Source organism: Loktanella atrilutea (genome assembly GCF_900128995.1).
GTDB classification, from domain to species: domain Bacteria; phylum Pseudomonadota; class Alphaproteobacteria; order Rhodobacterales; family Rhodobacteraceae; genus Loktanella; species Loktanella atrilutea.
In genome coordinates, this window is the sequence record NZ_FQUE01000006.1 from 125005 (window position 1) to 151722 (window position 26718).

Sequence of the window (26718 nt, forward strand, 5' to 3'; positions counted from 1 at the left end):
ACACTGGTCGCCCGACCCGTCGCATGGCGGTGCTATCCGGCGTAGTCCGCATCCGTCACGGGGTCGCCCCAGGTAACGGCGCTGCCGTCCACCGCCTCGTGGATCGCGATATGAGTCATCGCGCTGTCGGGGGCGGCGCCGTGCCAGTGCCGTTCATCGGGATCGAAGCGCACCACGTCGCCCGCGTGGATCGCCGTCACGGGTCCGCCGTCGCGCTGCACGCGGCCCTCGCCCGCCGTGACGATCAGCACCTGTCCCAGCGGATGGGTATGCCAGTGGGTGCGGGCGCCGGGCTGGAACGTAACCTCGGCACCGGCAGCCCGTGACGGTGCCTCGTCGTGGAACAGCGGCGACATCGTGACAGCGCCGGTAAACCACGCAGGGTCGGCGGTCTTGATGGGCAAATCGGCATGCGGCGTGATCTTCATGGTCCTGTCCCTTCGCAACGTCCAGCATCATCGGCACCGCAGCAGCGGATTGTAAACCCTGCGCAGGATCGGATTCGCAGGATCAAAGCCCCGCCAGCACGCGGGGCGCATGAAAAAACCGGCCCCGCGGGGCCGGTTTTCCTGTCACGCCACCTTATCAGCAGACGGCGACGGCCTTCGCGCGCTCTGCCGGCACATCGAACCGGTCGAGCATCATCACCTTGTGCCACGCCTTCACGAAGTCCTTGACCAGACGGGCGTGACCGTCGTCGGCGGCATAGACTTCGGCCACCTGACGCAGCTGCGCGTTGGCGCCGAAGACCAGATCGCAGCGGGTCGCGGTATAGCGCGACTCACCGCCCTCGCGCGTCACGAGGGCGAACGTCATCTCGTCCTCCCCCTGCGGTTCCCACGTGTAGTCCATGCTGCACAACGTCTTGAAGAAATCGTTGGTCAACACGCCGGGGCGGTCGGTGAAGACGCCGGCAGAGGCGCCGTCGTAGTTTCCGGCCAGCACCTTCAGGCCCCCCGTGATGGCGGTCCACTCCGGGGCGGTCAGGCCCAGCAGATGCGCCTTGTCAAGAAACAGGTGCTCCGGCGCCACGTGATAGCCGACGGACTCGTTGATGTAGTTGCGGAAACCGTCGACGACAGGCTGCAGCCAGTTCACCTGTTCCACGTCCGTCAGCTCCTGTGTGGTGTCCATGCGGCCACCGACGAACGGCACGGTCACCTCGACACCCGCGTCACGCGCGGCCTTCTCGACACCGGCGCAACCCGCCAGCACGATCAGGTCGGCCATGGACACGCGACCGAAGTCCGCCTTTACGCCCTCCAGCACGTCCAGCACACGGCCCAGACGGTCGGGATTGTTGACCTCCCAGCTGCGCTGCGGCTCCAGCCGCAGGCGGGCGCCGTTGGCGCCGCCACGGTTGTCGGACTTGCGGAAGGTGGACGCGGAGGCCCAGGCGGTCGACACCAGTTCCTGCACCGAAAGCCCGGTGGCAAGGATACGGTCCTTCAGGGTGGCGACATCGGCGTCCGACAGGCTGTAGCCGTCGTTGCGCGGGATCGGATCCTGCCACAGGAACTCTTCCGCAGGCACTTCCTTGCCGAGATAGCGGACCTTCGGCCCCATGTCGCGGTGCACAAGCTTGTACCACGCCTTGCTGAACGCCTCGGTAAAGTAGTCGAAGTCGTTCAGGAACTTCTCGCAGACCTCCCGGTATTTCGGATCGACCTTCAGGGCGATGTCAGAGGTCATCATCATCAGGTCGTTCATCTGTCCGGGCACGTGCGCGTCCGGCGTCTTGGGCGCGTTCGGATCGATCGGCGTCCACTGCGTCGCGCCGGCGGGCGATGTCGTCTGCTGCCATTCGAACTTGAACAGGTTGGTCAGGTAGTCATTGTCCCACGTCGTCGGGTTCGGCGTCCACGACCCCTCGATACCGTTGGTCATCGTGTCGGCCCCGTTGCCGTTGCCACGCGGGTTGTGCCAGCCAAAGCCCATCGCCGCCATCGGCGCGCCTTCGGGCGCACTGCCGATCTGATCCGCCGGCGTCATGCCGTGGGACTTGCCGAAGGCGTGGCCACCGGCGATCAGGGCAACGGTTTCCTCGTCGTTCATCGCCATGCGAGAGAAGGTCTCGCGGATGTCGCGGGCGCTGTCCATCGGCACGCCGTTGCCGTTCGGACCTTCGGGATCGACGTAGATCAGCGACTGGTTGGTCGCAGCAAGGGGGTTCTCGAGGTCGTAATACTCTTCCTTCACGTCACCCTTCCAACGGATGCCGCGGTTGACCATCTGGTCGGGGTGACCTTCCAGCTGCTGGGCAGGCGCCTCTGACGGACGCTTGCCGTTCCAGCCTTCCGGACCCCAGTAGGTCGCCTTGTCGGCTTCCCATGCGTCGATGCGGCCGCCGGCGAACCCGAATGTCGGAAAGTTCATGATCTCGAGCGCGCAGTTCCCGGTCAGGACCATCAGGTCGGCCCAGCTGATCTTGGACCCGTACTTCATCTTGATCGGTGCCAGAAGGCGTCGCGACTTGTCGGTATTGCCGTTGTCCCACCAGCTGTTGATCGGCGCGAAACGCTGCATGCCCTGCGCAGCGCCGCCGCGACCGTCAGCGATCCGGTAGGTCCCGGCCGAGTGCCAGGCCATCCGCACCATCTGCGGGCCGTAGTTGTGATAGTCGGAGGGCCACCATTCGACCGAGGTGGTCAGGAATTCCTTGATGTCCGCCTTGATCGCATCGAGGTCGAGTTCGAGGAACCGCGACGCGTAGTCCTCGTCCTTCAGCGGATTGGCGAAGGGCGGGTCCTGATGCAGCAGATCGACCTTCAGACGGTTCGGCCACCAATGGTCCAGTTGCGGTTCGGACCCCAGGGCGCCGCCGATGCGGGTGCCGCGGAAGGGACATGCGCCCTGTGTTGCTGCATGATCTTTCATGATGTCGCTTTCCTGATCTCTGTTTAGCTTTCGGGTCGGACCCTACTGCACCCGCTTTAGCCGGATCGCCGGAAAACGTAACCCGGCAAAGCGTCGCGGCAGTTGACGATCCCGCTAACCCATCGTGCGATCCGATGCCATCGCGCGGGCGCCAATGCCCTGCCGGCGCGACACAATGTCCGACGGTCGGTCCTGCCGCGAGGCCCGGTTCCGGACCGCCTACGAAGCCAATGTGCGAGAGGCCTCGATCCGCAGGACGGGTCCGTCCTGCATTGCGCGGCGCAGCCGGCGCGACAGGGTATCGACCGCCAGTGTCAGCAGGACCGAAACCACCAGCAATGCCACCACCCGGTCCATTCTCAGGGTCTGCACATTGCTCTGGATGTAGAAGCCGAGGGTTCCGATGCCCAGCAGGCCCATGATCGCGCTGTCGCGCAGAATGATCTCCCACCGATACAGGCACAGCGCCCAGAACGAGGCTGTCAGGCGCGGCAACAGGTCCCATGCCCAGAGCGTCAGGCCACGCGGCGCGTCGGGACGCTGCGGCAGGCCCCGCGCCTCTCTGCCCAGCAAATGGGCGATGATGGCGCCGTTATGCAGCCCGAGCGCCAGTGCCGCAGGCAGCATCGAAGGCCCGAGGATCTGCAGCAGCACGAAAGCCAGCATGTAGTCCGGGATGGATCGCAGAACGACCAGCACGGCATGTCCTACCAGCGCCCCTGCCCGGCCCACCACGCCCGGCACGATGGCCGGAAAGGCCAGCGCGGCCAGCACGGCCGCCCCGGCTAGGGCAATCTGTGACAGGATTAGCGTCGCGACGGATCCGGGCAGCGCCTGCGCGACGAAGACCTTGTCCAGCCAGCCACCCCAGTCCGCCCCGCTGCGCAGGGGGGCCGGCACGATGTCCGCCAGAAAGCGGAGCACCGCGCCATCCCCCATCGGCGGCACGACGATGGTCATCAGTGCCGCGACAGAGGCGAGCAGAAAGACTGGCGCCAACCGCCAGATCATCCAGATCCGCAATGGCAGGATCAGTGCAAGGAATAGTGCCAGCACCGCCACGGCCTGTCCGTACTGCGCCTGCTTGAAGGCCGTCTCGAGCTGGAACCCCAGCGTGGGGAGGCCGATGAAGCCCAGCACTGCGGACGAACGCAGCCCGCATTCCAGCCGGTAGAGCGTATACGTCCGCATCTGCGGCAGGGCCTGCGGCAGGCGCACCCACAGCAATTGGGTCAGCCGCGGGACGGCCCGCGGCAATCGCGCGGCGGCTAGTGCGTCATCAAGGTATTCGGAGAAGACCTTGGCGAAGATCCCGGCATAGGGCAGCCCGATCGCCAGCACCCCGGTCAGCGGCGACAGGCCGGTCACGCTGAACAGCAGCAGCGCCCAGAACAGTTCGTGCACCGCACGCAGGCAGATGCAGGCGAGACGGACCGGCGTCGCGCCGTAGAACGGCGCCATCAGCAGGCCCGTCACGGCGCCAAGCGCCACGCCGCAGAACGCGAATGCCACGGTCAGCGCCGCGGCCCCGAGCATGCCGGCGGGATCGCTGAAATCCGGATGCAGCAAGCCGTGTCCGATGGCCGCCAGCGTCATCCAGGGGTCGGGCCGCGTGGCCTGCAGGTCCGCAAGCCACAGCGCCGCCACTGTCGCCAGCGCGAAGCCGGCCAGCACGTCGCGGCGGCGGATCATCGGTAAAGCGCCAGCAGATCGGCCTCGGTAAGCTCTGTCGCGGGCGCGTCGATGGCGATGCCACCCGCCCGCAGGCCGACGATCCGTGTGGCGACGCGCAGCGCCTGATCCACATCGTGCAGCGCAAGGATGGACGTCGCGAACCGCCCGCCCAGGTGGTCCAGCAGGGCCGCGCCCTGCGCCGGGTCCAGCGCTGTCACAGGCTCGTCGCCCAGCACGACCTCTCCACCGCGCAGCAGGGCCCGGGCCAGCGCCACCCGCTGCCGCTGGCCGCCGGACAGTCGGGACACCCGGTGGCGCCCCATGCCCGCCAAGCCGACGACATCGAGGATGCCCTCGACCCGCGACCTTTCAGACCGGCGCGGCCACAGCAGGCAGCGCAGGTTGCCCGCGGTGCCGTGGTCGTCCAGCACGCCCATCCAGACGTTGTGGAAGACCGACAGACTTCCGACCAGCCCGTGGTCTTGCGGCACCAGCGCGGTGCGCTTGGTCAGCCGGTCGTGCAGGGTGGCCAGCAGCGTGCTTTTGCCGACACCGCTGCGTCCCAGAAGCACGATGCGCTCGCCGGGCGCGACCTGCAGGGTCACCCCCCGCAGCACCGCCTGCCCGCCCCAGCCCAGCGTCTGGTCCGTCAGCGCGACAAGCGGTGCCGTCATCAGTCGATCAGGTCCAGCGCCTGCGCCGTGTCCACGATGGGCTGGTAAAGCGCGTCATCGGCGGGAATGAAGGCACTGCGCGGGAAAGAGGCCAGCAGGTCCGGATCGTCCATGCCGATCAGCGCCGCCTGCACCTTTTCGGCAAAGCCTTCGCCAAAGCGGTCATCGACGTCGCCGCGGATCGTCCAGTTGTAATCTGGATAGGGCGGCGTCTGCCAGATCACGGTGGTGGCCGCGGCCTCGGGCGCACCGTCGGCGACGGCGGTGTCGTAGACCGAATAGTTCAGTGCACCGACTTCGTAGGCGCCGGAAGCGACCAGCCGCAGGGTCTGCCCGTGATCGCCGGAAAATCCGACAGCACTGAACAGGTCGGACGGTGCCTTGCCAGTCTTCTCTCGGATCCAGTATTCCGGCATCAGGCGACCGGAGGTCGATGTCTCTGCCCCGAAGGTAAAGGAGCGTCCCGCCAGATCGGGAAATGCCGTGCCTTCGGTCAGGCCCGTGTCATTGTTGGCGATGAAATAGGTGACGAAGGTCTCGTCCTCTGCCCCCTGCGCGATGGCATGAGAATCCGGCACCGCGATGCGCGCCTGCACGCCGGACAGACCGCCGAACCAGCCCAGCTGGATCTGGTCGTTGGCAAAGGCGGTGACGGCGGCGGCATAGCTTTTCACCGGGACGTACTGCACGTCGACGTCGAGTGTTTCTGACAGATAGTCCGCCACCGCGCCGAAACGTTCGACCAGCCGCGATTCGTCGTCATCGGGAATGGCCGAGAAATAAAGCGTCTGGGCTGCGGCGGACTGGCCCGCCGTGATCGCAAGCAGGCATGCGAGATATTTACGCATCTTCAGAAACTCCTGATATTTTTCGCCATCGGCTTAGCGCAAGGCCGTGCCCGTGACCATGCCTTCCGCGCCGATTCCGGACACGCGGACGACCTCGAGGCGGCACCCGGCAGGGCCTTGGGCCGCAGGGGGGCATTGCACCGCAATTTTCGACCGGGTATCAGACCCTACCGGTCCCGTAGCTCAACCGGATAGAGCACCTGACTTCTAATCAGGATGTTGGGGGTTCGAGTCCTCCCGGGATCGCCAACATTGTATGCCCGAGACGTCACACCGGTGCGATGGTCAACTCGTCATAGCCGGACAGGGCGCAGGGCCTGCGGGCGAAGTGCAGGCCGGGCAGGACGGCGACGACGAGTTCGGCGGTGGTGTAGACAACGCTGCCAGACGCCATCAGATGGCCGCCGCGCACCTGTCCGTGTTCATCCGCCACGCTCAGGTGCAGATGCTGGTGCGCTGCATCCATGGTGCCTGTCAGCGACAGGATCTCGAACCGCCCGCGAAGGCGCGTCGCCTCGGGGCGGTCGGCGAACCGCAGGTCGACCTGCGTCAGGCTGCCGACGCAACTGACGACCGCCATGGCCGTGGCCGCGCTTTCAGCAAAGATGTTTCGCAGGCCTTCGATCAGGTTCGCGCCGGGCTTCAGGCGGACCGCCATGAAACGGCCATCGGAGGCGTGCCAGTTCATGTCAGACCATCCTTCTTTTACCCTGCCGCGCCGGCGGTATCAGTTGCGGCCCGCCGTTTTGCTGGTCAGCACCGTAAAACCCTGCTGCAGGAAGACGTCGCGCGCCGCGTCGCCCCGCAGGTAGGTCAAGAAGTCGGCGGCAAGCGAACTGTCACCTGTCGTCAATGCTGCGGCCGGGTAGACGATCGCCGGGTGGGACGTCTCGGGAAAGGTGCCGACGACGCTGACCCGATCCTCTGCCACCGCATCGGTGGCGTAGACGATGCCGAACGGCGCCTCACCAGCCGCGACGTAGGCAAGGGCCGCACGCACGTTGCTGGCCTGCGCGACATGTGGCGCGACGGCGTCCCAGACCCCGAGGCCGGTCAACGCCGCCTTGCCATAGATGCCGGCCGGCACGGCATCCACCATCGCCATCGCAAGGCGATCCTCGCCCAGCAAACCCGCCAGATCGAATCCCGGTGCGATGTCGACCGGTGCCGCGTCCCGGTCATGCGCGATCAGCACGAGGCGGTTGCCCAGAAGATCGAACCGCGAGCCCGAGACCACGAGGCCATCGGCTTCGAGCAAGTCCATCCACTCCGGGTTGGCGGAGACGAAGACGTCGGCGGGCGCACCCTGCTGGATCTGCCGCGCGAGTTCCGAGCTTCCGCCCAGCGACACGGCGGCGGTAAGACCCGTGGCCGCGGTCCAGTCGGCGGCAATGGTATCCATCGCGGTCTTCAGACTGGCGGCGGCAAAGACCGTGATGTCGTCCGCCGCGGCACGGACGGTCGTTGCCGCCATGACGCAAGCCATAATCAGCGCTAGACGGGTCGCGGCGGCGGGACCGAACGAACGAAACGACGGCATGGCAAAGTCCTGATGAGTCTTCTTGATCTGGCAAGGATCGCGCGGCCCGTGCCTGCGGTGCAAGTGCCGATTCTGGCGGACGTCGCACGCAGGCAGGTTTTGCCGTGCTCTGCGCCTCACCAGTCCCTCAGTCGCTCAGCTCCGATCTGGCGGAACCTGTCCGGCAAAGGCTTCCGCGATCTCGCCCGCCGTGGTCAGCCAGACGCGGTCGCGATGCCGCGCAATATGCCTCAGCGCACGCCGCAGCTGGCGCAGGCGGAACGGCTGGCCGACGATATAGGGATGCAGCGCGATTCCGAAGACCAGCGATTGGCCTTCACTCTGGTCCAGCAGTTCGTCGAAGTTGTCGATGATCATGTCGGCGAATTCCGCGGCCCCGGTCTTGCGTCCGACGATCGCAGGGATGTCGTTGATCTCCTGCCCGTAGGGCATTGCCAGCAGAGGGCCGGACCGGGTGCGCATCCAGACGGGCTGGTCGTCCATGCACCAGTTCATCGTGTAGCTGTAGCCCGCCTCCACCAGCAGGTCCGGCGTAACCTCCGTTTCCGCGATCCAGGGACTTAGCCAGCCCTTGGGCCGCATGCCGGCTCCGGCGGCGATCTTCGCGGTCGCCTCCGCGATCATCGCGGCCTCCTCGCCTTCGGACATGTCGCTCTGACTTTCGGAATTGGTCCGCCCGTGTCCCGCGATCTCGTCCCCCCGTGCGTGGTGTGCGGCCATGAGGTCTGGCGCATAGTCGTACATCGCGCTGTTGGGCAGGACCGTGGCCGGCAGGTCCAGCGCATCCAGCAGGTCGATCAACCGCCACGCGCCGACCCGATTGCCGTAGTCGCGCCATCCGTAGTTCAACACGTCGGGCGGTGGCTCGGCATGGCCGATCTGCGCGCCCCGGCCCTCGCCGAAGGCGAAATGTTCGAAGTTCACGCCCAGATAGACCGCCAGCCTCCGGCCCTCTGGCCATAGAAAGGCGGGCCGGTCCGTCACGGCGCTGTAGTCGTATCGGTCGTGCGACGCGAGGGTCATGCGTCCCCCGGAAACGCTGGCGTATTAACGGTCATGGTCTTTCATCCTTTCACGAAGCATAGCGCTGTGCTGTCTGCGATCCCTGAATGAATAGGATAGGACAGAAGGCCCTGTCAGCCATGCTTGCGTGCACGTTCACGGCTTCCTTCGGTGACAGCAGACAGGACAGCGGCGGAAACGACACCGGCCCGTCGCATTTCGACGCCTCGCCCCTGCGGAATGCGGCAATAACGGATCCGAACCAGAGGGCCACCGCCATGCTAGACGACCGTTCCACCCTGTCCCCCGTCATGGCCCTGCTGGCCGCGCGTCAGCCCGGGCACACCTTGCCGGCAGAACTTTACACCTCCCGCGCGGCCTTCGATGCGGATTGCGCCACGATCTTCGGGCGGCACTGGATCGCCGTCGGGGTCGCCTGCGATGTGGCAGAAGCCGGCGACGTGATGGCGGTAGACATCGGTCCGGCCTCGATCCTGATCCTGCGCGACGACGACGACGCCTTGCGCGCCTTCCACAACGTCTGCTCTCATCGCGGGGCACGGCTGGTGCCGCCGGGCCGATCCGTCGTAGGCAAGCTTGTGTGTCCCTACCACCAATGGACCTATGACCTCGATGGCGCACTGGCGCTCGCCCCGCACATGGGCGTCGACTTTGCCCGCGACCTGCACCATCTGAAGCCCGTGGCGCTGCGCGACGTGGGCGGCATTCTCTATGCCTGCCTGTCCGACGATCCGCCCGCCGACATCGCGGAACTTGCGGCGGTGATGGAGCCGCGGCTGGCACCCTATGACCTGCGCAACGCCAAGATCGCGTTCGAGCAGGACGTGATCGAGGAGGGCAACTGGAAGCTGACGATGGAGAACAATCGCGAGTGCTATCACTGCGCGTCGAACCATCCGCAACTGTCCCTGTCCTTTCACGCCGCGGACTTCGGCTATGATCCCGCGAACCTGACAGAGACGGAGCGGGCCGAGGCGAACGGCCTGTTGGATGCCTACGCCCGGCACGGCGCGATCTGGGATGCGCAGGGCCTGCCGCATGCGGCCGTCGAACATACCGTCGGCTGGCCCACGAACTTTCGCACTCAGCGGCTGATCATCGCCGGGCTGGGCGAAAGCCAGACGCCCGACACCCGCGCCGCGGTCGGCGTGCCACTGGGAGACACCGACCGCCCGGGGATGGGTGATGTGCACCTGTGGGGGATCAATTCGTGGAACCACGTGATGTCGGACCACGCGGTGATCTTCACCGCCTTCCCGGTGGCGCCGGACCGGACGCTGGTGCGAACGAGATGGCTGGTGAACCGCGACGCGGTGGAGGGCGAGGATTACGACCTCGAGAACCTGACCGCCGTCTGGAAACAGACCAATGCCGAGGACGCGCATCTGGTGGCGCTGGCCCATCGGGGTGCGATGTCCCCCGGCTACCGGCCCGGCCCCTACTCGCGCTTCACCGAACGCGCGCTGGACGAATTCGCGACGTGGTATGTCAGCCGCATGACCGCGGGCAGCGGGGCATGATCGCCGTCGATCCGGCCGACTGGGGCACCCGGCGGCGGCGGCGCTTTCCGCCCGAGGCTTGGGCGACGCTGGTCTGCCGGGCCGTCTGGGACGAAACCCCGGATGTCCGCACCTTCCTTCTGGCCCCCGCCGACGGCAGCCGGATCGAACACGATCCCGGCCAGTTCATGACCTTCCGCATTCCGACGCCGTCCGGCACGGTCGAGCGCTGCTATACCATCGCGTCTTCTGCGGCACGGGACGGCGGGATCGAGATCACGGTGAAGCGCCAGTCCGGCGCCGCGTCCGGCGATCTGCACGACAACCTGCGGCCGGGCGCAACGATCGAGGCCTTCGGTCCCTCTGGTCGCTTCGGCCCGGTGTCGTGGCCCGGCGGTCGCTACGCATTGATCGCGGCGGGCAGCGGTGTGACGCCGATGCTTTCGATGCTGCGCACGGCGGCGGATCGCGGCATCGCCTTCGATGCTGTCCTTGTGCAGGTTTCGCCCGATCATGCGGACATGATCGCTGCGGATGACATCGCCGTGCTAAGCCGTCGCTTGCCGGGGCTGGTGCATATTCCCGTCACGACACGGACACCCGGCGCCACACGGCCGGATGCAGACCTGTTGGCCCGATTGATCCCTGACATGGCGGACCGCACCGTGCTGTGCTGCGGACCGCAACCCTTCATGGAAATGGTGCGCACCGCCGCCCGCGCCGCCGGCGTGTCCGCCGACAACTACGGCGAGGAAAGCTTCGACTTCAGCTCTCCACTGGCAGAGATCACGCCCACGGCAGAGACGCGCCAGCGCACCGTGACCTTCGCCAAGTCCGGCAAGAGCTTTGCCTGTCCTGAAACCTCGACCATCCTCGGCGCGGTGAAGGCGGCAGGACTGCCGCTACCTTCGTCCTGCGCGCGGGGCATGTGTGGCACCTGCAAGACGTTCAAGCATAGCGGTGAAGTCACGATGGCCCACGAGGGCGGCATCCGCCAACGCGAAATCGACCGCGGCTTCATCCTGCCCTGCGTCAGCCGCCCGCTGACGGATATCGTCCTCGACTGTTAGGAAGACCCGAATGAAAGACGGCGCCACTACCGATCCGCTGCTGCAGCCCTTCCAGTTGAAGCATTTGACGCTGAAGAACCGGATCCTGACCACGAGCCATGAACCCGCCTACCCCGAGGACGGGATGCCGAAGGGCCGTTACCGTGCCTACCACGCGGAACGGGCCAAGGGCGGCGTGGCACTGGCGATGACGGCAGGCTCTGCTGCCGTCAGCCGCGACAGCCCGCCGGTCTTCAACAACGTGCTGGCCTACCGCGACGAGGTCGTGCCGTGGGTGCGCGAACTGACCGATGCCGTCCACGAACACGGCTGCGCGGTGATGATCCAGCTGACGCACCTTGGGCGCCGCACGACATGGTCAAAGGGCGACTGGCTGCCCGCCGTCAGCCCCGGCCCGCACCGCGAACCCGCCCACCGCGCCTTTCCCAAGGTGATGGAGGATTGGGACATCGCCCGCATCATCACCGACTTCGCCGACGCGGCAGAGCGGATGCAGGCCGGCGGCATGGACGGAATCGAGCTCTATGCCGGTGGCCACCTGCTTGACAGTTTCTGGTCGCCGCTGACCAATACCCTGACCGGTCCCTACGGTGCGGACAGCATCGAGAACCGCGTCCGCTTCACCCTCGACGTGCTGGCCGAGGTACGCAAGCGCACTGGCCCCGACTTCATCGTCGGCATCCGCGGCACGGCCGACGAGATGCAGGCAGGCGGGATCACCGCCGCCGAGGGCGTGCAGATCGCCACCCTGCTGCGGGACAGCGGGATGGTGGATTTCTTCAACGTGAACCGGGGCCGCATCCACACCGATCCCGCGATGACGCAGATGATCCCCGTCGGCGGCATGCGCAGCGCGCCGCATCTGGATTTCGCCGGCCAGATCCGTGCGGCGACCGGGCTGCCGACCTTCCATGCCTCCCGCATCCAGGATGTCGCCACCGCGCGGCACGCCATCGCGGATGGGCTGCTCGACATGGTGGGCATGACCCGCGCCCACATGGCCGACCCGCATATCGTGCAGAAAATCGAACAGGGGCGCGAAGATGACATCCGGCCGTGCACCGGGGCGAACTACTGCCTCGACCGCATCTATCAGGGTGGCATGGCGCTGTGCATCCACAACGCCGCCACGGGGCGGGAGGAGACGATGCCCCACGACATCGCGCCCGCCCCGACGCCTCGCCGCATTGTGGTCGTCGGTGCCGGCCCTGCGGGGCTGGAGGCCGCGCGTGTCGCCGCCGCCCGCGGTCACGCCGTTACGGTGTTCGAGGCCGCCGATGCACCCGGTGGCCAGATCCGCCTGACCGCCCGCACGCCGCGGCGCGGTGAGCTGATGGGCATCATCGACTGGCGCATGGCGCAGTGCACGGCCATGGGCGTGACGTTCCACTTCAACACCTACGCCGAAGAAGATGACGTCACCGCCCTGAACCCCGATGTCGTCATCGTGGCGACTGGTGGCATGGCGCATCGTCAGCTGTACGAAACATCGCACGAACAGGCTTTGGTCGTCACGAGCTGGGATATCCTGTCCGGTGATGTAAAACCTGCCGGCAGCGTCCTGATCTACGACGAGGCGGGCGATCACGCAGGACTTCAGGCCGCCGAGGTCGCGCTGCTGGCCGGCGCGAAGGTCGAGATTATGACACCCGACCGCACTTTCGCGCCCGAGGTCATGGCAATGAACCTCGTGCCCTACATGAAGGCGCTGCAGCACGACGACGTCACCTTCACCGTGACGCAGCGGATGCTGGGGGTGGAACGCCTGGGCAATCGGCTGCGCGTCGCGATCGGCACCGATTATTCCGAACGCGTGACCCATACGGAATACGATCAGGTCGTGCTGAACTACGGCACACTCCCCCTCGACGAGCTGTATCACGCCCTGCGTCCAGGTTCGGTCAATGATGGCGCGGTCGATCATGCGGCACTGATCGCCGGGCGCGCCCAGACGATCTCTGTCCGCAGCGACGGTGCCTATCAGCTGTTCCGGATCGGCGACGCGGTAGCGTCACGCAACACCCATGCGGCGATCTACGACGCATTGCGTCTGGTCAAGGATCTCTGAATAAGTCGGCTTCGGACTGGCCGGCGGTCAGCGACCAGCTTCGGTCAGTCCGACACCTCTTCCGCCAGGTCCCGGGCCCATTCGATCAGATCGGTGCTCTTGAAAGGCTTGGACATGCGCGACACCTGCCCCAGATCATCCGGCAGATCGACCGTCGCCCGCGTGTAGCCCGTCAGGAAGACGAAGGGCACTTGCCGGTCCTTCAGAAGCCGCGCGACAGGCAGGCTGGTTTCCCCATGTCCGAGGTTCAGGTCAAGGAACGCGAAACGCGGCAAAGCGAAGTCGATCTGTTTCAGCGCCTCCTCTACCCCATTACACACGACGATCGGAGCATAGCCCCCGGTATCAAGCGTGTATTCGATATCGAGGGCGATGAGGGCCTCGTCTTCCAGGATGAGGACGGGAGATTGCATCAGATGGTCTCTTCCAGATCGAAGATGATTTCGTAGCGCAGGCCGTCCGGCTCGTAGTCGACGGCGATGGTTGCATTCAGATCGCTTTTCAGGACCCGCTGCAAGACGATGCTGCCAAAGCCCTGCCGGTCCGGCGGTGTCGCGATCGCTGGACCGCCCAGTTCCTTCCAGATGATATGGGCGCGGTTGTCGTCGCCGCTGGCGTCATGGATGGTCCGCACTTCGACACGGCCCGCATCGACGGACAGGGCGCCGTATTTCACCGCATTCGTGACCAGTTCGTGCGTTGCCATGCCAAGCGAGGTGGCGATGCGCGGCACCAGCGGCAAGTCGGGACCACGCATGGTGACACGCTCTCCCTGCGGATAGGGCAGGGTTTCGTTGGCGAGGATCTGCGAATAGGTCGTCAGCTTCCAGTCGCCGTCAGTCAGCAGGTCGTGGGTCCGCGACATGGCCGCCAGTCGCTCTTCCAGACGGCTTTGGTATTCCGACGGGTTCTGAATCCCCTGCAGCAGCAGTTTCGAGATCGAGCTGACCGTGGCGAGCGTGTTCTTGACCCGGTGCTGCAACTCGGCCAGCAGCGTCTTCTGCTGGGTATTCTGGGTGCGGATGCGTTCGACCATTCGGGCCTGCTCCGTCACCTCGCGCACGCAGACACCGACCGCAAAGACATCGCGCCCCTGCCACACCGGATAAAAATCGCCGATCCAGTGGCGCGTTTCTCCGGGAGAGGCATGGGTCTGGCCTACGATTTCCAATCCCTGAACCGGCTTTCCGGTCTCGAACACCTCTCGGTAAGGCGGCGCCAGGGTTTCCGCCAGTTCCGGCAGAAGTTCCATGAACGACTTGCCAATGTGATCTTCTGCCGGGAAACCGTTGATGCGGGCCAGCGTATCGTTGATCCGCACCCAGCGCATTTCGCTGTCGACCAGCGCGAGGCCCACTGGCGTCGTGTCGTAGAGGTTCTCCAGCTCGGCATACTGCCGTTCCAGCGCTCTCTCGTTCCGCTTCAGCGTCACCTCGTAGTTCTTGCGCTGCGTGATGTCGACGAAGGACAGCACGTAGCCGTCCAGCAGGTTGTCCGTGGTGCGGTACGGCTTGATGCGCAGGATGTAGGTCTCCTGCGTGGCCTGTATGACGACCTCACGCTCAAGCGACGTCTGGGTTTCGTCCACCCGTTCGGCATCTTCCTGCAGCTCGGGATATTCGATCCGTGATGCCAGATCCGATATCGGGCGCCCGATATCCCGGATGCGGATGCCGAACAACTTTGTCACGCTGGGCGTGAAGTTCCTGACGCAGAAATCGCGGTCCAGAAACAGGGCGGCCAGATCGGTCGATTCGAAAAGGTTCTTGAGGTCGGAATTCGCGCGCGTCAGCTGGCGGTTGTTCTCCTGCAGCTCGGCGTTGACGGTCTCGAGCTCTTCGTTGATCGACTGCAGCTCCTCGCGCGAGGTCTCGAGTTCCTCGTTGGAGGACTGCAGTTCCTCGTTCATGCTCATCAGCTCTTCGTTGAAGCTTTTGAGTTCCTCGCCGGACGTTTCCGTCTCTTGCAAGGTCCGGGCCAGCTGCTTGCGCAACTGGACGACTTCCGTTTCCAGAATATCCCGGTCGATCGCCTCTCGCCGTTCGAGCACATCGCCGATGCGCCCGGCCTCGATCGCGCGGGCCTCCGTCACGGTCAGGATGTAATCGCCCCCGGCGGGGCCGATCCGGATATCGAAGATGCGGGGCCCGCCGTCTGCTGGGACCACGACGTTCTCCTCGCTCTGCGCCTCACCTGATTCCACGCAGCGCTGCAGTGCGGACCGCACAGGCATGCGCAGGTCCGGCATCAGGAAGGCATCGATCGACGTCGAGGGCGTGCCGCTTGACGGCTGCACCAGCGTGGTCATCCGCTGCGACAGGTAGACAACCTCTCCAAGTGCCGACAGCAGGGCGAAGGGCGCGGCGTGGTTGCGCAGGAATTCGCGCTCCACGCCGGCCTCGCGCGACAACTCGCGGCTGATGCTGACGGGCTGCGGTGCCCGGGGCAGTGTCGTGACCTGCGTCAGCGCCCGGCGCGGCATTTCAAGCAAGGCCGAATAGCTGGTTCTGGCCGTGTCGTTCTTTTCGAAGATCCGGTTCGGCTTGTCGACGAAGCTGAACAGGTTGTCTTCGCCCGACAACCCCTCGGACGGGCCAAGGAACAGGTAGCCCCGGTCGCGCAGGGCGAAATGGAACCGCGGAATGACCTGCTTTTGCAGGTCCGACGACAGATAGATCAGCAGGTTACGGCAGGAAATCAGGTCGATCCGCGAAAACGGCGGGTCCTGGATGATGTTGTGCGGTGCAAAGATGCAGGCCTCCCGCAGCCTTGGCACCGCACGATATTCGTCAAGTTCCTCAACGAAATACTTGTCCAGCAGCGCCGGGTCGAGACTCGACACCGCACCGGTCGAAAACCGGCCATAGCGCGCGGCCGTCAGGGCCGCGGTGTCGATGTCCGTGCCGAACACCTGCAGGACCCGCCGGTCCCGCCGGGCGGCCATCTCCTCCAGAAACAGGATGGCGATGGAATAGGCTTCCTCTCCGGTAGAACAGCCGGGGACCCAGACGCGCAGGGCTGCGTCCGTCGTGTCCAGCAGCGTCGGGATGACGGTCTGCCGCAGCGCGTCAAAGGCGGCAGGGTCGCGGAAGAATTGCGTGACTCCGATCAGGAATTCTTGCGACAGCAGGTGTGCCTCGCTCTCGTCCGCGAGTATGTCCAGAAAGTCGTCCACATTTGTCAGACGCAGCATCGTCATCCGACGCTCGATCCGCCGGATCAGGGTGCCGGGCTTGTAGGACGAGAAGTCGTGGCCGACACGGTCCGACAGAAGCTTGGTGAAGCGCGGCAGCGCCTTCTCGATCGCAAGCTTGATGTCGGGCGCGATGCTGTCTCGGGACAGTCGCTGGCGGTGGTTGATGATCTCTGCCAGTTGCGTGGCGATGCGTTCGATCGGCAGGATGAAATCCACCAGCCCGGTCGAGATCGCGCTGTCAGGCATCCCCGGAAACCGCGCGCCGGTGCTTTCCTGCACAAAGGCATAGCCGCCGTTCGCCTTGACCGTCCGCAGCCCGGAAGAACCATCGTTGCCCGTGCCGGACAGGACCACGCAATAGGCATCGCGTCCCCTTTCCCGCGCCATGGCGTCGAAGAACATGTCGATCGGGCGATGCGGCGCCTCTTCGGGGCTGCGCGCGGTCAGGTGCAGGCGGTCATCCCTGATGTCGCAAACCATGCCGGGCGGCACGACGTAGATGTGATCCGGCAGGATCGGATCGCCGTCCCTGATCTGCGCGACCGGCACATCGACATGGTCCTGCAGCAGTTCGTGCAGGATCGACTTCTGCGTGGGTGACAGGTGCTGGACAATGACATAGGCCGCGCCGGTCCGCAGGCCGATGTGACCGACCATCGCCAGCAGGGCTTCCAGCCCGCCTGCAGAGGCGCCGATACCGACGATGGGAACTGTGGAACGCGTTGGCACGAATGATTATCTTTATCTGGTCAGTTAGGGTGACCGTATAATCGCAATGCGTGTATGTCCCCCCAAAATTAATTTTTCTTTCGAAGTTATGAATCGCGTGTTGGGAAGGGGCCGCCGCCCCCGGGGCGTCGGATCGGGTATCACTGTCGATCAACGGGGACCCACAGCATCCAGGTGGGCAATGGCGCCACAAGAAAGGACTTCGTGAAATTCCGCACCGAGCGTGACGCGACGCTGGCTGTACCAAAGCCGATCATCCCGTCGCCGCAGGTGAACATGCGCGCGGGCGAGGTGCCGCGTGACAAGTACGGTAACGTGGTGCTGAAGCTGCCGGTCAAGGGTCTTTGAGCACCCTGATTGCGCACAGTCGGAGATATTGAAGCGTTCTTTCTCTCGCTTGTGCGGAGCAATCGGGCGCGATCCTTCGGCCAGCTCAGGTCCTGTGTCAGCTGCAACACCGCGTCGCCGCGCCGCGTAGAGTTCGGCGACGCGGCGCAGGCTTCAGTAGGAGTATTCCGGGTAGATCCGGCTCAAGTCGCCGTTCCACTCGCCATGGTACTTGGCCAGCAGTTCATCAGCGGGCACCTGCCCGGTTTCGACACTTTCCTGCAGGGCGTTCAGGAAATGCGTCTCATCCGACACGAGGCCACCGGCCCCCGGCTTCGCCCGTGCCTTCAGGCCCGCGTGGGCGATGTCCACGCAGGACCGCGCCAGCGCATGCATGTCGATGCCGTCGACCTTCGCCTGCAGGCCATCGACCGAGGCGGCCACCAGCAGGGCCTGCCGCTGCTCTGCCGTCCAGTCCTTGCACAGGTCCCAGGCCGCATCGAGCGCGCCCTGATCGTAGGTCAGACCGACCCAGAAGGCAGGAAGCGCGCAAAGCCTGCGCCACGGACCGCCGTCGGCGCCCCGCATCTCGATGAACTGCTTGATCCGCGCCTCGGGAAAGACCGTGGTGAGGTGGTCGGCCCAGTCTGACAGCAGCGGCTTCTCGCCCGGCAGGGCGGGCAGTTCACCTTTCAGGAAATCACGGAACGACTGGCCCAGCGCGTCGATGTATTTCCCGTCGCGGTAGACGAAATACATCGGCACATCGAGTACCCAGTCCACCCAGCGCTCGAAGCCCATCCCGTCCTCAAAGACCCAGGGCAGCATGCCGGTGCGGGAATTGTCGAGCCCGCGCCACACCCGGCTGCGCCATGACTTGTGACCGTTCGGCTTGCCCTCGAAGAACGGCGAGTTGGCAAAGAGCGCCGTCGCCACCGGCTGCAGCGCAATGGCGACCCGCAGCTTCTGCACCATGTCCGCTTCGGAACTGAAATCGAGGTTCACCTGCACCGTGCAGGTCCTGCGCATCATCTGCGTCCCGTGTGTCCCGACGGTGCCCATGTAGGCGTCCATCAGCTTGTAGCGGCCCTTGGGCATCAGCGGCATCTGATCGTGCGTCCACTCGGGCGCCGCGCCCAGCCCGATGAAGCCCGCTCCCAACTCGTCCGCGATCTCCTTCACCTGCGCCAGATGCAGGTTCACCTCGTCGCAGGTCTGATGGATCGTCTCCAGCGGGGCGCCGGACAGTTCCAGTTGTCCACCCGGCTCCAGGCTGACGTTTGCGCCGTCCTTGGTCAGGCCGATGATCTTGCCGCCCTCTTCCACCCGGTCCCAGCCGAACCTCTGTGCCATGCCCTCCAGCATCGCCTTGATGCCGATGTCGCCATCGTAGGGCAGCGGCAGGTGGTTCGCCTTGATGTAGCCGAACTTCTCGTGCTCGGTCCCGATGCGCCATTTGTCCTTGGGCTTGCAGCCCTTCGACAGCATTTCTGCCAGTTGCGCGTGGCTTTCGATGGGGCCGCCACCGGTTTGGGGAATCGACATGGGGCAGCCTTCTGCAAGGTCGGTTTCAACAGCTTATCTGGCGTGACCCGAACGGGCCGTCAATGCAAGAGGGTCCGCGTCTTTTCCCAGACCGTGACGCGCGCACCCGGTGTGCGTTCCAGCACTTCGAGCACCGCCCGGCTGCGAATGCCGGGCAGGGCGGCGAAGACGTCAAACAGCGCCTCCGCCCCTTCGGCATTCACAGGGATCGCCAGATCCTGACCACCGACACCCGTCAGCACCCAGTGCGGCGCGGGCATGGCGGCGGGCTCCAGCTCCAGGCGCGTCATGTCCGCCACATCCATCGCGCCGCCGGTCAGAGGTCCCATATAGACAAGCCGCCGTTCGTCCAGCATGACGATGCCGGGCCCCTGCCCGTCCTGTCGGAACCGCGCCCGCTGCACCCCGGCAATGCCTGCGCCGGCGGCGATCGCGACCAGCGTCACGCCCAGCCATCTTACGATTCCCATGCTCTCCACCGCCCACCACAGCCCTAATGCGGCCAGGGCGCCTGCCACCAGCACCTCGCGCCAGCGCCACAGCGCCGCCCGCGCCGCGGGTCGCAGAAACTCAGCCATCGACCGTCACCCCGTCATCCGTGAACAGCAGCAAAGTCCAGTCGCCGACCCGTTCGAACCCGATCGCCTCATACGCCCGGACCGCCGCCGCACCCGAAGCGAAGAGCGTCGCCCGCGCCACCCCGGCCCTGCGCGCCTGCACCAGATGCAGCGCCACCGCGCGGCGTGCATGACCGCGCCCGCGCAGGTCGGGCGGCGTATAGACGCCACCGACCTGAACGATGGCCGGCAAAGTCGTGTTGAATCCGGTCATCGCCACCGGCTGGCCGTCCACGATCAGGACCCGGTGGCTGTCTTCGACCAGATAGGTGTCAAGGACCGTGCTGCCCCGCGCCGATGCCGCGGCTTCGGTGTCACCCAGCGCCTCGACGTCGTAGGCCACGCGCCAGCGCGCCATCATGTCCCGCGGCGCGTCCGCCAGCGGGATCAGATCACCGGGACCGTCGGGGACAAGAAGCCTGTCGAGCGAAAGCAGGAACTGCGGTTCGTCCTCGTCCAGCTTGGCCGCCGCGCGGCCAAGGCCGGCGGCCCGTTGCACCGCACGGGCGATGTCCCGCGCGCCCATGATCCCGCGCACCCTGCGCCCCGCCAGCACGCGGGCCATCGCGGGCGCGGCGTCAGGCGCGCCCGTCACCATCACCATGCCCTCGCGCGTGACGCACAGCACGGCGGCACCGTCCGTCCAGATCATCGGCGCCCGCGGTGCCTCCCCGTCGAGGCCATAGCGGTCGAGGTTGCCCAACGGGAACATCGCCAGATGCGGCGCCGCTTCAAGCAGGGTCCGGACCCGTGGCAGATCCTGCAGGCTCACACGCTGCATCTTGACCGCCTAACGCCAGCCCGGGGCGTCTCCGATTTTTCGTCGAAAAATCGGCTTCGATGTTCCATCATCGCCAATCCCCCAACCTGGCCTGCCATAGCGTCAACGCCGCCACCGCGGCCGTATCCGCCCGCAGGATGCGCGGACCGAGGCTCACGGCCTGCGCCTGCGGCATGGCGTGCAGCCGGTCGCGTTCGTCGGGGGAAAAGCCGCCTTCCGGCCCGATCAGCACGGCCCACGGACCTGGCGCGAGTCCGTCCAGCAGCGCAGTCGCGCCCGCGAGCCTCTCGTCGCAGAACAGGATCCGCCGGTCGTCCCAGCTGTCCAGCACGGCGGACAACCGCGCGACCTCCGCCACCTGCGGCACGAAGGTGCCGCCGCATTGCTCCGCCGCCTCGACCGCGTGGGCCTGCAGCTTGTCCTGACGCGCCTTTTCGTTGGTATGATCCGTCACCACCGGCAGAATGCGGGCCACGCCGAGTTCCACCGCTTTTTCGACGATGAAATCGGTCCGGACCTTCTTGATCGGTGCGAACATCAGCCACAGATCCGGCGGCGCGATATGAGGGCCGGTCTGCCGGTCAACCCGCAGCGTCCCGCCGCGCTTCGATCCTTCGATCACCACCGCGTCCCAGGCGCCGTCGCGCCCGTTGATCAGGGTCAGCACGTCGCCGACGGTCAGCCGCATCACGGCAAAGAGATACATGGCCCTGTCCCGGTCCAGCGGAACCGTTTGCCCTTCCCCCAGCGGGTGCTCTACAAAAAGGCGAACTTTGGAAGCCATGGACCAGACATATGACCCAGACCACCGGGATGCCAGAGGCGCCATCGGCGAAAGGTCAGGTGGCCGATTCCGCCGGTAACTGGGTCGACACCCGCGCGCCCGCCGCCTGGCAGCCCTACCTGCGACTGTCGCGCCTCGACCGGCCAATCGGGACATGGCTGCTTCTGCTGCCCTGCTGGTGGGCGGTGGCCCTTGCCGCGCTCGCAACAGACAGCTTCACGTGGTTCGATGTCTGGCTGATCGTGGGCTCGGCGATCGGTGCCGCCCTGATGCGGGGCGCCGGCTGCACCTGGAACGACATCACCGACCGGCATATCGACGGCAGCGTGGCGCGGACGCGCTCGCGGCCGATCCCGAGCGGTCAGGTGAGCGTCAGGCAGGCGCTGGCCTGGATGATCGTGCAGTGCGGCATCGCCTTCGCGATCCTGCTGACCTTTCCGCCAGCGGCCATCGCGCTTGGCATTGCAGCACTGATCCCGGTCGCGATCTATCCCTTCGCCAAGCGGTTCACGTGGTGGCCGCAGGTCTTTCTGGGTCTTGCCTTCAACTGGGGTGCGCTGCTTCTGTGGACCGCTCATACCGGGTCGCTCGGGTGGCCTGCGGTCGTGCTCTATCTAGGCGGTATCAGCTGGACGCTGTTCTACGACACGATCTATGCCCATCAGGATACCGAGGACGACGCCCTGATCGGCGTGAAATCGACGGCCCGTCTTTTCGGCGACGACAGCCCGCGCTGGCTGCGGGCGTTCCTCGTGGTCACACTGGCGCTGATGGCGCTGGCGGTGATCGGCGCAGGCCTCGACCGGTCGCTGCCGTGCCTGCTGGTGGCGCTGCTGGGACCCTGGGCGCTGGCCTGGCACCTGACATGGCAGCTGACCCGCCTCGCCCCGGACGACAGCGCCGTGCTGCTGCGCCTGTTCCGGTCGAACCGCGATGCCGGTCTCCTGCCCTTGCCGTTTTTCGCCTGCGCGCTTCTGTTATGACCCCTTCGATTGCCACGCCCGGCCGCGCCGCTTAACTAACCGCCAGACTCAGCCCGAGGATTCTTCCATGCGTCTGTCACACCTGTTCGCACGCATCGGCGTTTTCCTGATCGCCGCCGTCGCCTGCACCCTTGCCGCCCAAGCCACCGTCGCCGTCGTCGAGGACGTGTCCGTCGTGTCCGTGCAGGAGGATCTGGTCGACGGCGACATGCCTTGGGCCAGTGTGCTGGCCGACGGCCTGCAGGTCATCCTCGAAGGGCAGGCCCCGACGGAGGCGAGCCGGTTCCGTGCGATCTCTGCCGCGGGCCGTGTCGTGGATGCCAGCCGCGTGATCGACAACATGACCGTGGCCGACAGCGCCGACATCGCGGCGCCGGAATTTGCAGTCGAGATCCTGCGGGGCGACACCGGCATCTCGATCATCGGCCTGATCCCGACAGAGACGGACCGCGATGCCCTCGATGCCCGGATTACAGAGATCGCCAAGGGCGCAGCGGTCACGGACCTGCTGGAAACCGCGGACTATCCCGTCCCGCCACGGTGGCGCGATGCGATGTCCTATGCCCTGCGCGCCCTCGCCCAGTTGCCGCGGTCCAAGATTTCGGTCGGCGCCGACCGAGTCACGATCAGCGCGATCGCCGACAGCGCCGCACAGAAGGCAAACTTCGAGACAGCACTGGCCCGCAACGTGCCCGACGGTGTGAAGCGCACGGTGCGGATCACTGCGCCGCGGCCGGTCATCTCTCCCTACACGACGCGCTTCACCATCGATGCGGATGGCGCCCGTTTCGCCGCCTGCGCCGTCGACAGCCTCGAGACCGAGCAGAAGATCATGGCCGCCGCGACCGACGCGGGCTTCACGGGCCGGTCGACCTGCGTGCAGGCGCTCGGCGTGCCCTCGCGGACATGGGGCACCGCGGTGGCGCTGGCGATCAAGGCCGTCGCCGACATCGGCGGCGGGACGGTGACGCTGGCCGATACGGACGTCACCCTCGTCGGGACAGAGGATACCGATCAGGATACCTTCGACCGCGTCGCCGGCGTGCTGGAAAACGCCCTGCCCGATGTCTACGCGCTCACCGTCGATCTGCCCCGCAAGCCCGAAGCCACGGCAGGGGGCCCACCGACCTTCACCGCCACGCGCAGCCCCGAGGGCAACGTTCAACTGCGCGGACGCGTGACCGACGATCTGGCCAACACCACGGCCCAGAATTACGCTGCCGCGAAGTTCGGCGCGGCCAACGTCACCATGGGGACAAGGGTCGTCGCGGATCTACCGCAGGATTGGAACGTCCGCGTGCTGGCGGGGATCGAGGCACTGGCGCAGCTGGCGAACGGCGTGGTGAACGTGACCCCCGACCGGATCGCCGTCACCGGCAACACCGGCGACACCAAGGCGCCGGCCATCGTCACGAACCTGCTGATCGACAAGCTCGGGCCCGAGGCGGAAGCCGACCTCGACATCACCTATGTGAAGGAACTGGATCCCATCGCGGGTCTGCCCACACCGGAGGAATGCATCGCCAACATCGGCACCGTCACCGACGGGCGCAAGATCCTGTTCGACCCCGGTTCCGCCACCCTGACCTCGGACAGCCAGCCGGTGCTGGACGATATCGCCGAAATCCTGCAACGCTGCCCCGACATCCAGATGCGCATCGCCGGGTACACCGACAGCCAGGGCGGCGAGGACATGAACCAGGCTCTGTCCAAGACCCGCGCCGATGCCGTGCTGAATGCGCTGCGCATCCGCAGGGTCGCCGTCGGCACCTTCGATTCCGTGGGCTACGGCGAGGCCGATCCCATCGCCGACAACGGCACGCCCGAAGGCCGCGAAGCCAACCGCCGCATTGCCTTTTCGCTGATCCAGACGGTCGAGGAGCCGACGGCCCTTGAAGAGGTGGAGGCCGCGACCGAGACTGAGGCCGCGCCGGATGCGGCGACCGAGACCACCGAATAACAGAGCAGGACAGAGCCGTGAACCGTACCGAATTCATCGTCGCCACGGCGATCATCCTCTTCGCCGCCTTCGTGATGGGCTGGTTCGCCAGCTGGCTGGTCAACCGCGCGACCCGCGTGACCAAGGCTGAAATCGGCGAACTGGACCGCATGGCACAGGCCCTGCACGAGGCCGAGGAAACCCGCGACGAGGCCATCACCTACCTGCAGCAGCGCGAGGCCGAGATCACCAACCAGCTGTCCCAGACCGAAGCCGAACTGCGGGCCGCGATGGACGGTCTGCGTGACGCCCGCCGCGAGGCGGAGGAATATCGCGCCTACATCGAGCGCCAAAGCGCCGGCTGACCGGCGTTCCGCGCTGCCGAATTTTCTAGAAAATTCGGAGTGGCCGCCCTGCACCGCACGCCTCGCGATACCGGAAAGCCCGCGCCGCCAGCAAATGTCGGATCAATGCTGGCGAAGTCTGAAGCCGGACCGGAGTCCGGTCTGCCATTCCAGCCTTAGTGACTGTGATTGTGCGCCGCATGCACCGCGGTCTTCTCGCCGAAAAGCTGCCGGTCATGGCAGGCATGGCGACTGCACTCGATTTCCAGCGTGGCATGAGAGATGTCGTGCCCTTTCAGGGCCAACCGCACCGCGTCCTTCACCGCATCCGCCCGGTCCCAGTCACCCTCGGTGACGACGACATGGGCATCGACTGCGTTGCGGCCTTCGTCGATCATCCACAGGTGCACGTGGTGGACGTCCTGCACGCCATCCACGGCGCGCATGTCCGCGACGATGGCATCCGCGTCCGATTCGACGGGGCTGCCCAACATCAACAGCCGGATCACGGGACCGATCTCCGTCAGCGATTGCCACAGGATGTAGCCCGCGATAGCCAGCGTCACGACCGGGTCGACCCAGGTCCAGCCGAAGGTCAGGATCAGCACGCCCGCCACGATCACCCCGACCGAACCCAGCGCGTCGCTGACGTTGTGCAGAAAGGCGGCGCGGATATTCATGCTGTCCTTGCTCATTGCATAGGTCAGCGCCGCCGTGATCAGGTCGATCACCAGCGCGATCGCCGCGATCCAGATCACCAGCCAGCCGTCGACGCCCTCGGGCGAGATCAGGCGCGATACGCCTTCGTAGACCAGCCAGACGCCGATCACGATCAAGGTCGTATAGTTGATCAGCGCCGCCACGACCTCTGCCCGGGCATAGCCGAAGGTCATCGCCTTGTCGGCAGGCCTGCGGGCGATCTTGCGCGCCCCGAAGGCGATGACCAGCGCCAGCGCGTCTGACAGGTTGTGGATCGCGTCGGCGATCAGCGCGAGGCTGCCCGACAGGATGCCGCCGACGATCTGCGCCACGGTCAACAGCAGGTTGACCCCCACTGCGGCGGCGATCCGGCGATCACCCGCGCTTGGGTCGACGTGATGATGATGTCCGGCCATGAAGGTCCCCTTTACGTGACAACGCGGGTCGACGGCCTCGGGTTCAGTCCCGTGGTGCGGCAGCCCGCGACAGACGGTCGTTGATGGCAGCCCCAAGCCCGTGCGCAGGGACCGGGGCCACGGCGATCGCTGTGGCGGCCATTGCGTCCAGCCGGTGCAGACAGTCGAACAGATTCGCCGCCGCCTCCCGCAGATCGCCGGCGCGCGACAGGCTCAGGTCGCCCTGCACCTCACCGAACCCCAGCAGGATCTCACCCGGTCGCGCCGCGGTCGCATTCAGCCGCATGGTGCCCCGCGGCGCATAATGGCTGGCCATCATGCCGGGCGCTGTAATGGCACCTGTCTCAGACGAACGATCGAGCGACGCACCAATCGCGGCCTCCAGCGCCTCTGCCGGTATGCCTCCGGCGCGCAGCAGCACCGGCTTGCCCGTCAGGTCGAGGATCGTGGACTCGACCCCGACCCCGCAGGGTCCCCCGTCGACCACACCGGCGATCCGGCCACCGAGTCCCGTCAGCACATGCGCCGCTGTCGTGGGGCTGATCCGTCCCGATGGATTGGCGCTCGGCGCTGCGACGGGTCCGCCGAAGGCGCGCAGCAAGCATTGCGCGATTGGATGCGCCGGCACCCGCACTGCCAGCGTCGACAGACCCGCGGTCACCAGCGACGACACACCCGCCCCCGCCCGCAACGGCAGCACCAAAGTCAGGGCGCCAGGCCAGAACGCCTGCGCCAGCTGGCGGGCCCGCGGGGTGAATGTCACCAGCGCCTCTGCCGCCGCAAGATCGGCGACGTGGACGATCAGCGGGTTGAAGCTGGGACGCCCCTTGGCTGCATAGATCCCTGCGACCGCATCCGATTGCCGGGCATCGGCTCCAAGGCCGTAGACGGTCTCCGTCGGAAAGGCGATCAGGCCACCCGCCCCCAGCACCTCTGCCGCGCGGGTCAGCCCCGCCGCATCCGCCGGCAGCAGGATCGTCTCTGACGTGGCGTTGTCATTGCGCGATTGCATGGGGCGGCTACCTTGGTCAGGATCGCGCGTGCTTAACGCAGCACGCCCGCAATGCCAAGCAGACCCGAGGAGG

23 protein-coding genes and 1 tRNA gene are annotated in these 26718 nt (G+C 66.1%); 8 read left to right on the forward strand and 16 right to left on the reverse strand.

Annotated elements, in window-relative coordinates; all coding sequences use genetic code 11:
* Positions 1-32 precede the first annotated feature (32 nt).
* The 5 genes from BUA54_RS13520 to BUA54_RS13540 all read right to left on the reverse strand — a co-directional run bounded on the left by BUA54_RS13520 (position 33) and on the right by BUA54_RS13540 (position 6073).
* The gene (locus tag BUA54_RS13520; RefSeq protein WP_072857783.1) at positions 33-428 is read right to left on the reverse strand and encodes a (R)-mandelonitrile lyase; all 396 of its coding nucleotides are present in this window, start codon (positions 426-428) and stop codon (positions 33-35) included.
* A 157-nt stretch (positions 429-585) separates the two neighbouring features.
* On the reverse strand, positions 586-2877 hold the full coding sequence (katG, locus tag BUA54_RS13525) for a catalase/peroxidase HPI (RefSeq protein ID WP_072857784.1): 2292 nt from the start codon (positions 2875-2877) through the stop codon (positions 586-588).
* 219 nt (positions 2878-3096) lie between these two features.
* Positions 3097-4569 carry a PhnE/PtxC family ABC transporter permease gene (locus BUA54_RS13530; protein ID WP_072857785.1) on the reverse strand — a complete coding sequence of 491 codons (1473 nt, stop codon included), beginning with the start codon at positions 4567-4569 and terminating at the stop codon, positions 3097-3099.
* Entirely contained in the window at positions 4566-5225 is a 660-nt protein-coding gene (locus tag BUA54_RS13535) for an ATP-binding cassette domain-containing protein (RefSeq protein WP_072857786.1), read from the reverse strand. The genes BUA54_RS13530 and BUA54_RS13535 overlap by 4 nt, the downstream gene beginning before the upstream one ends.
* The gene (locus BUA54_RS13540; protein ID WP_072857787.1) at positions 5225-6073 is read right to left on the reverse strand and encodes a putative selenate ABC transporter substrate-binding protein; all 849 of its coding nucleotides are present in this window, start codon (positions 6071-6073) and stop codon (positions 5225-5227) included. Before BUA54_RS13540 ends, BUA54_RS13535 begins: the two co-directional genes overlap by 1 nt.
* A 172-nt stretch (positions 6074-6245) precedes the next feature.
* Here BUA54_RS13540 and BUA54_RS13545 point away from each other — a divergent pair.
* Positions 6246-6322 (forward strand) — tRNA-Arg (locus BUA54_RS13545).
* A gap of 19 nt (positions 6323-6341) precedes the next feature.
* Here BUA54_RS13545 and BUA54_RS13550 read toward each other — a convergent pair.
* The 3 genes from BUA54_RS13550 to BUA54_RS13560 form a co-directional block, all read right to left on the reverse strand.
* On the reverse strand, positions 6342-6761 hold the full coding sequence (locus tag BUA54_RS13550; protein ID WP_072857788.1) for a PPC domain-containing DNA-binding protein: 420 nt from the start codon (positions 6759-6761) through the stop codon (positions 6342-6344).
* A 39-nt stretch (positions 6762-6800) separates the two neighbouring features.
* Positions 6801-7613, reverse strand: coding sequence for a molybdate ABC transporter substrate-binding protein (modA, locus tag BUA54_RS13555; protein WP_072857789.1), 813 nt, complete (start codon positions 7611-7613; stop codon positions 6801-6803).
* 135 nt (positions 7614-7748) lie between these two features.
* Complete coding sequence (locus tag BUA54_RS13560; RefSeq protein ID WP_072857790.1) at positions 7749-8636, reverse strand: polysaccharide deacetylase family protein; 888 nt, start codon at positions 8634-8636, stop codon at positions 7749-7751.
* 257 nt (positions 8637-8893) lie between these two features.
* Here BUA54_RS13560 and BUA54_RS13565 point away from each other — a divergent pair, with 257 nt between their 5' ends.
* From BUA54_RS13565 to BUA54_RS13575, 3 genes are read left to right on the forward strand one after another with little or no spacing between them, the layout of a single operon-like run.
* On the forward strand, positions 8894-10156 hold the full coding sequence (locus tag BUA54_RS13565) for an aromatic ring-hydroxylating oxygenase subunit alpha (protein WP_072857877.1): 1263 nt from the start codon (positions 8894-8896) through the stop codon (positions 10154-10156).
* On the forward strand, positions 10153-11205 hold the full coding sequence (locus BUA54_RS13570; RefSeq protein ID WP_072857791.1) for a flavin reductase family protein: 1053 nt from the start codon (positions 10153-10155) through the stop codon (positions 11203-11205). The genes BUA54_RS13565 and BUA54_RS13570 overlap by 4 nt, the downstream gene beginning before the upstream one ends.
* Before the next feature lie 10 nt (positions 11206-11215).
* Complete coding sequence (locus BUA54_RS13575) at positions 11216-13273, forward strand: NADH:flavin oxidoreductase (protein WP_072857792.1); 2058 nt, start codon at positions 11216-11218, stop codon at positions 13271-13273.
* Positions 13274-13317: 44 nt separating this feature from the next.
* Here BUA54_RS13575 and BUA54_RS13580 read toward each other — a convergent pair whose 3' ends face one another.
* Together BUA54_RS13580 and BUA54_RS13585 are read right to left on the reverse strand one after the other, a co-directional pair.
* Entirely contained in the window at positions 13318-13686 is a 369-nt protein-coding gene (locus BUA54_RS13580; RefSeq protein ID WP_072857793.1) for a response regulator, read from the reverse strand.
* On the reverse strand, positions 13686-17198 hold the full coding sequence (locus BUA54_RS13585; protein ID WP_072857794.1) for a chemotaxis protein CheB: 3513 nt from the start codon (positions 17196-17198) through the stop codon (positions 13686-13688). Before BUA54_RS13585 ends, BUA54_RS13580 begins: the two co-directional genes overlap by 1 nt.
* A 204-nt stretch (positions 17199-17402) precedes the next feature.
* On the opposite strand from BUA54_RS13585, the gene BUA54_RS13590 reads away from it, so the two are divergent.
* Positions 17403-17546, forward strand: coding sequence for a hypothetical protein (locus BUA54_RS13590; RefSeq protein WP_425434969.1), 144 nt, complete (start codon positions 17403-17405; stop codon positions 17544-17546).
* Between the two features lie 153 nt (positions 17547-17699).
* Here the strand turns inward: BUA54_RS13590 and BUA54_RS13595 are convergent, their stop codons facing one another.
* From BUA54_RS13595 to BUA54_RS13610, 4 genes are all read right to left on the reverse strand, one after another.
* The gene (locus tag BUA54_RS13595) at positions 17700-19070 is read right to left on the reverse strand and encodes a glutamate--cysteine ligase (RefSeq protein ID WP_072857795.1); all 1371 of its coding nucleotides are present in this window, start codon (positions 19068-19070) and stop codon (positions 17700-17702) included.
* Positions 19071-19129: 59 nt separating this feature from the next.
* Positions 19130-19648 (reverse strand): hypothetical protein, encoded by a 519-nt coding sequence (locus BUA54_RS13600; protein ID WP_072857796.1) that lies wholly within the window; start codon positions 19646-19648, stop codon positions 19130-19132.
* Positions 19641-20468 (reverse strand): GNAT family N-acetyltransferase, encoded by an 828-nt coding sequence (locus BUA54_RS13605; protein ID WP_072857797.1) that lies wholly within the window; start codon positions 20466-20468, stop codon positions 19641-19643. The genes BUA54_RS13600 and BUA54_RS13605 overlap by 8 nt, the downstream gene beginning before the upstream one ends.
* A 67-nt stretch (positions 20469-20535) precedes the next feature.
* Positions 20536-21252 (reverse strand): 16S rRNA (uracil(1498)-N(3))-methyltransferase, encoded by a 717-nt coding sequence (locus tag BUA54_RS13610; protein WP_072857798.1) that lies wholly within the window; start codon positions 21250-21252, stop codon positions 20536-20538.
* A gap of 11 nt (positions 21253-21263) precedes the next feature.
* On the opposite strand from BUA54_RS13610, the gene ubiA reads away from it, so the two are divergent.
* From ubiA to BUA54_RS13625, 3 genes are all read left to right on the forward strand, one after another.
* Complete coding sequence (gene ubiA, locus BUA54_RS13615) at positions 21264-22235, forward strand: 4-hydroxybenzoate octaprenyltransferase (protein WP_084114405.1); 972 nt, start codon at positions 21264-21266, stop codon at positions 22233-22235.
* A 67-nt stretch (positions 22236-22302) separates the two neighbouring features.
* On the forward strand, positions 22303-24195 hold the full coding sequence (locus BUA54_RS13620) for an OmpA family protein (protein WP_072857799.1): 1893 nt from the start codon (positions 22303-22305) through the stop codon (positions 24193-24195).
* Between the two features lie 17 nt (positions 24196-24212).
* Positions 24213-24539: a hypothetical protein gene (locus BUA54_RS13625; RefSeq protein ID WP_072857800.1), complete on the forward strand. Its 327-nt coding sequence runs from the start codon at positions 24213-24215 to the stop codon at positions 24537-24539.
* A 155-nt stretch (positions 24540-24694) separates the two neighbouring features.
* Here BUA54_RS13625 and BUA54_RS13630 read toward each other — a convergent pair whose 3' ends face one another.
* Both BUA54_RS13630 and BUA54_RS13635 read right to left on the reverse strand, forming a co-directional pair.
* Positions 24695-25633, reverse strand: a complete 939-nt coding sequence (locus BUA54_RS13630) for a cation diffusion facilitator family transporter (RefSeq protein WP_072857801.1) — start codon at positions 25631-25633, stop codon at positions 24695-24697.
* A gap of 43 nt (positions 25634-25676) precedes the next feature.
* Positions 25677-26645 (reverse strand): L-threonylcarbamoyladenylate synthase, encoded by a 969-nt coding sequence (locus BUA54_RS13635; RefSeq protein ID WP_072857802.1) that lies wholly within the window; start codon positions 26643-26645, stop codon positions 25677-25679.
* Positions 26646-26718: the final 73 nt, after the last annotated feature.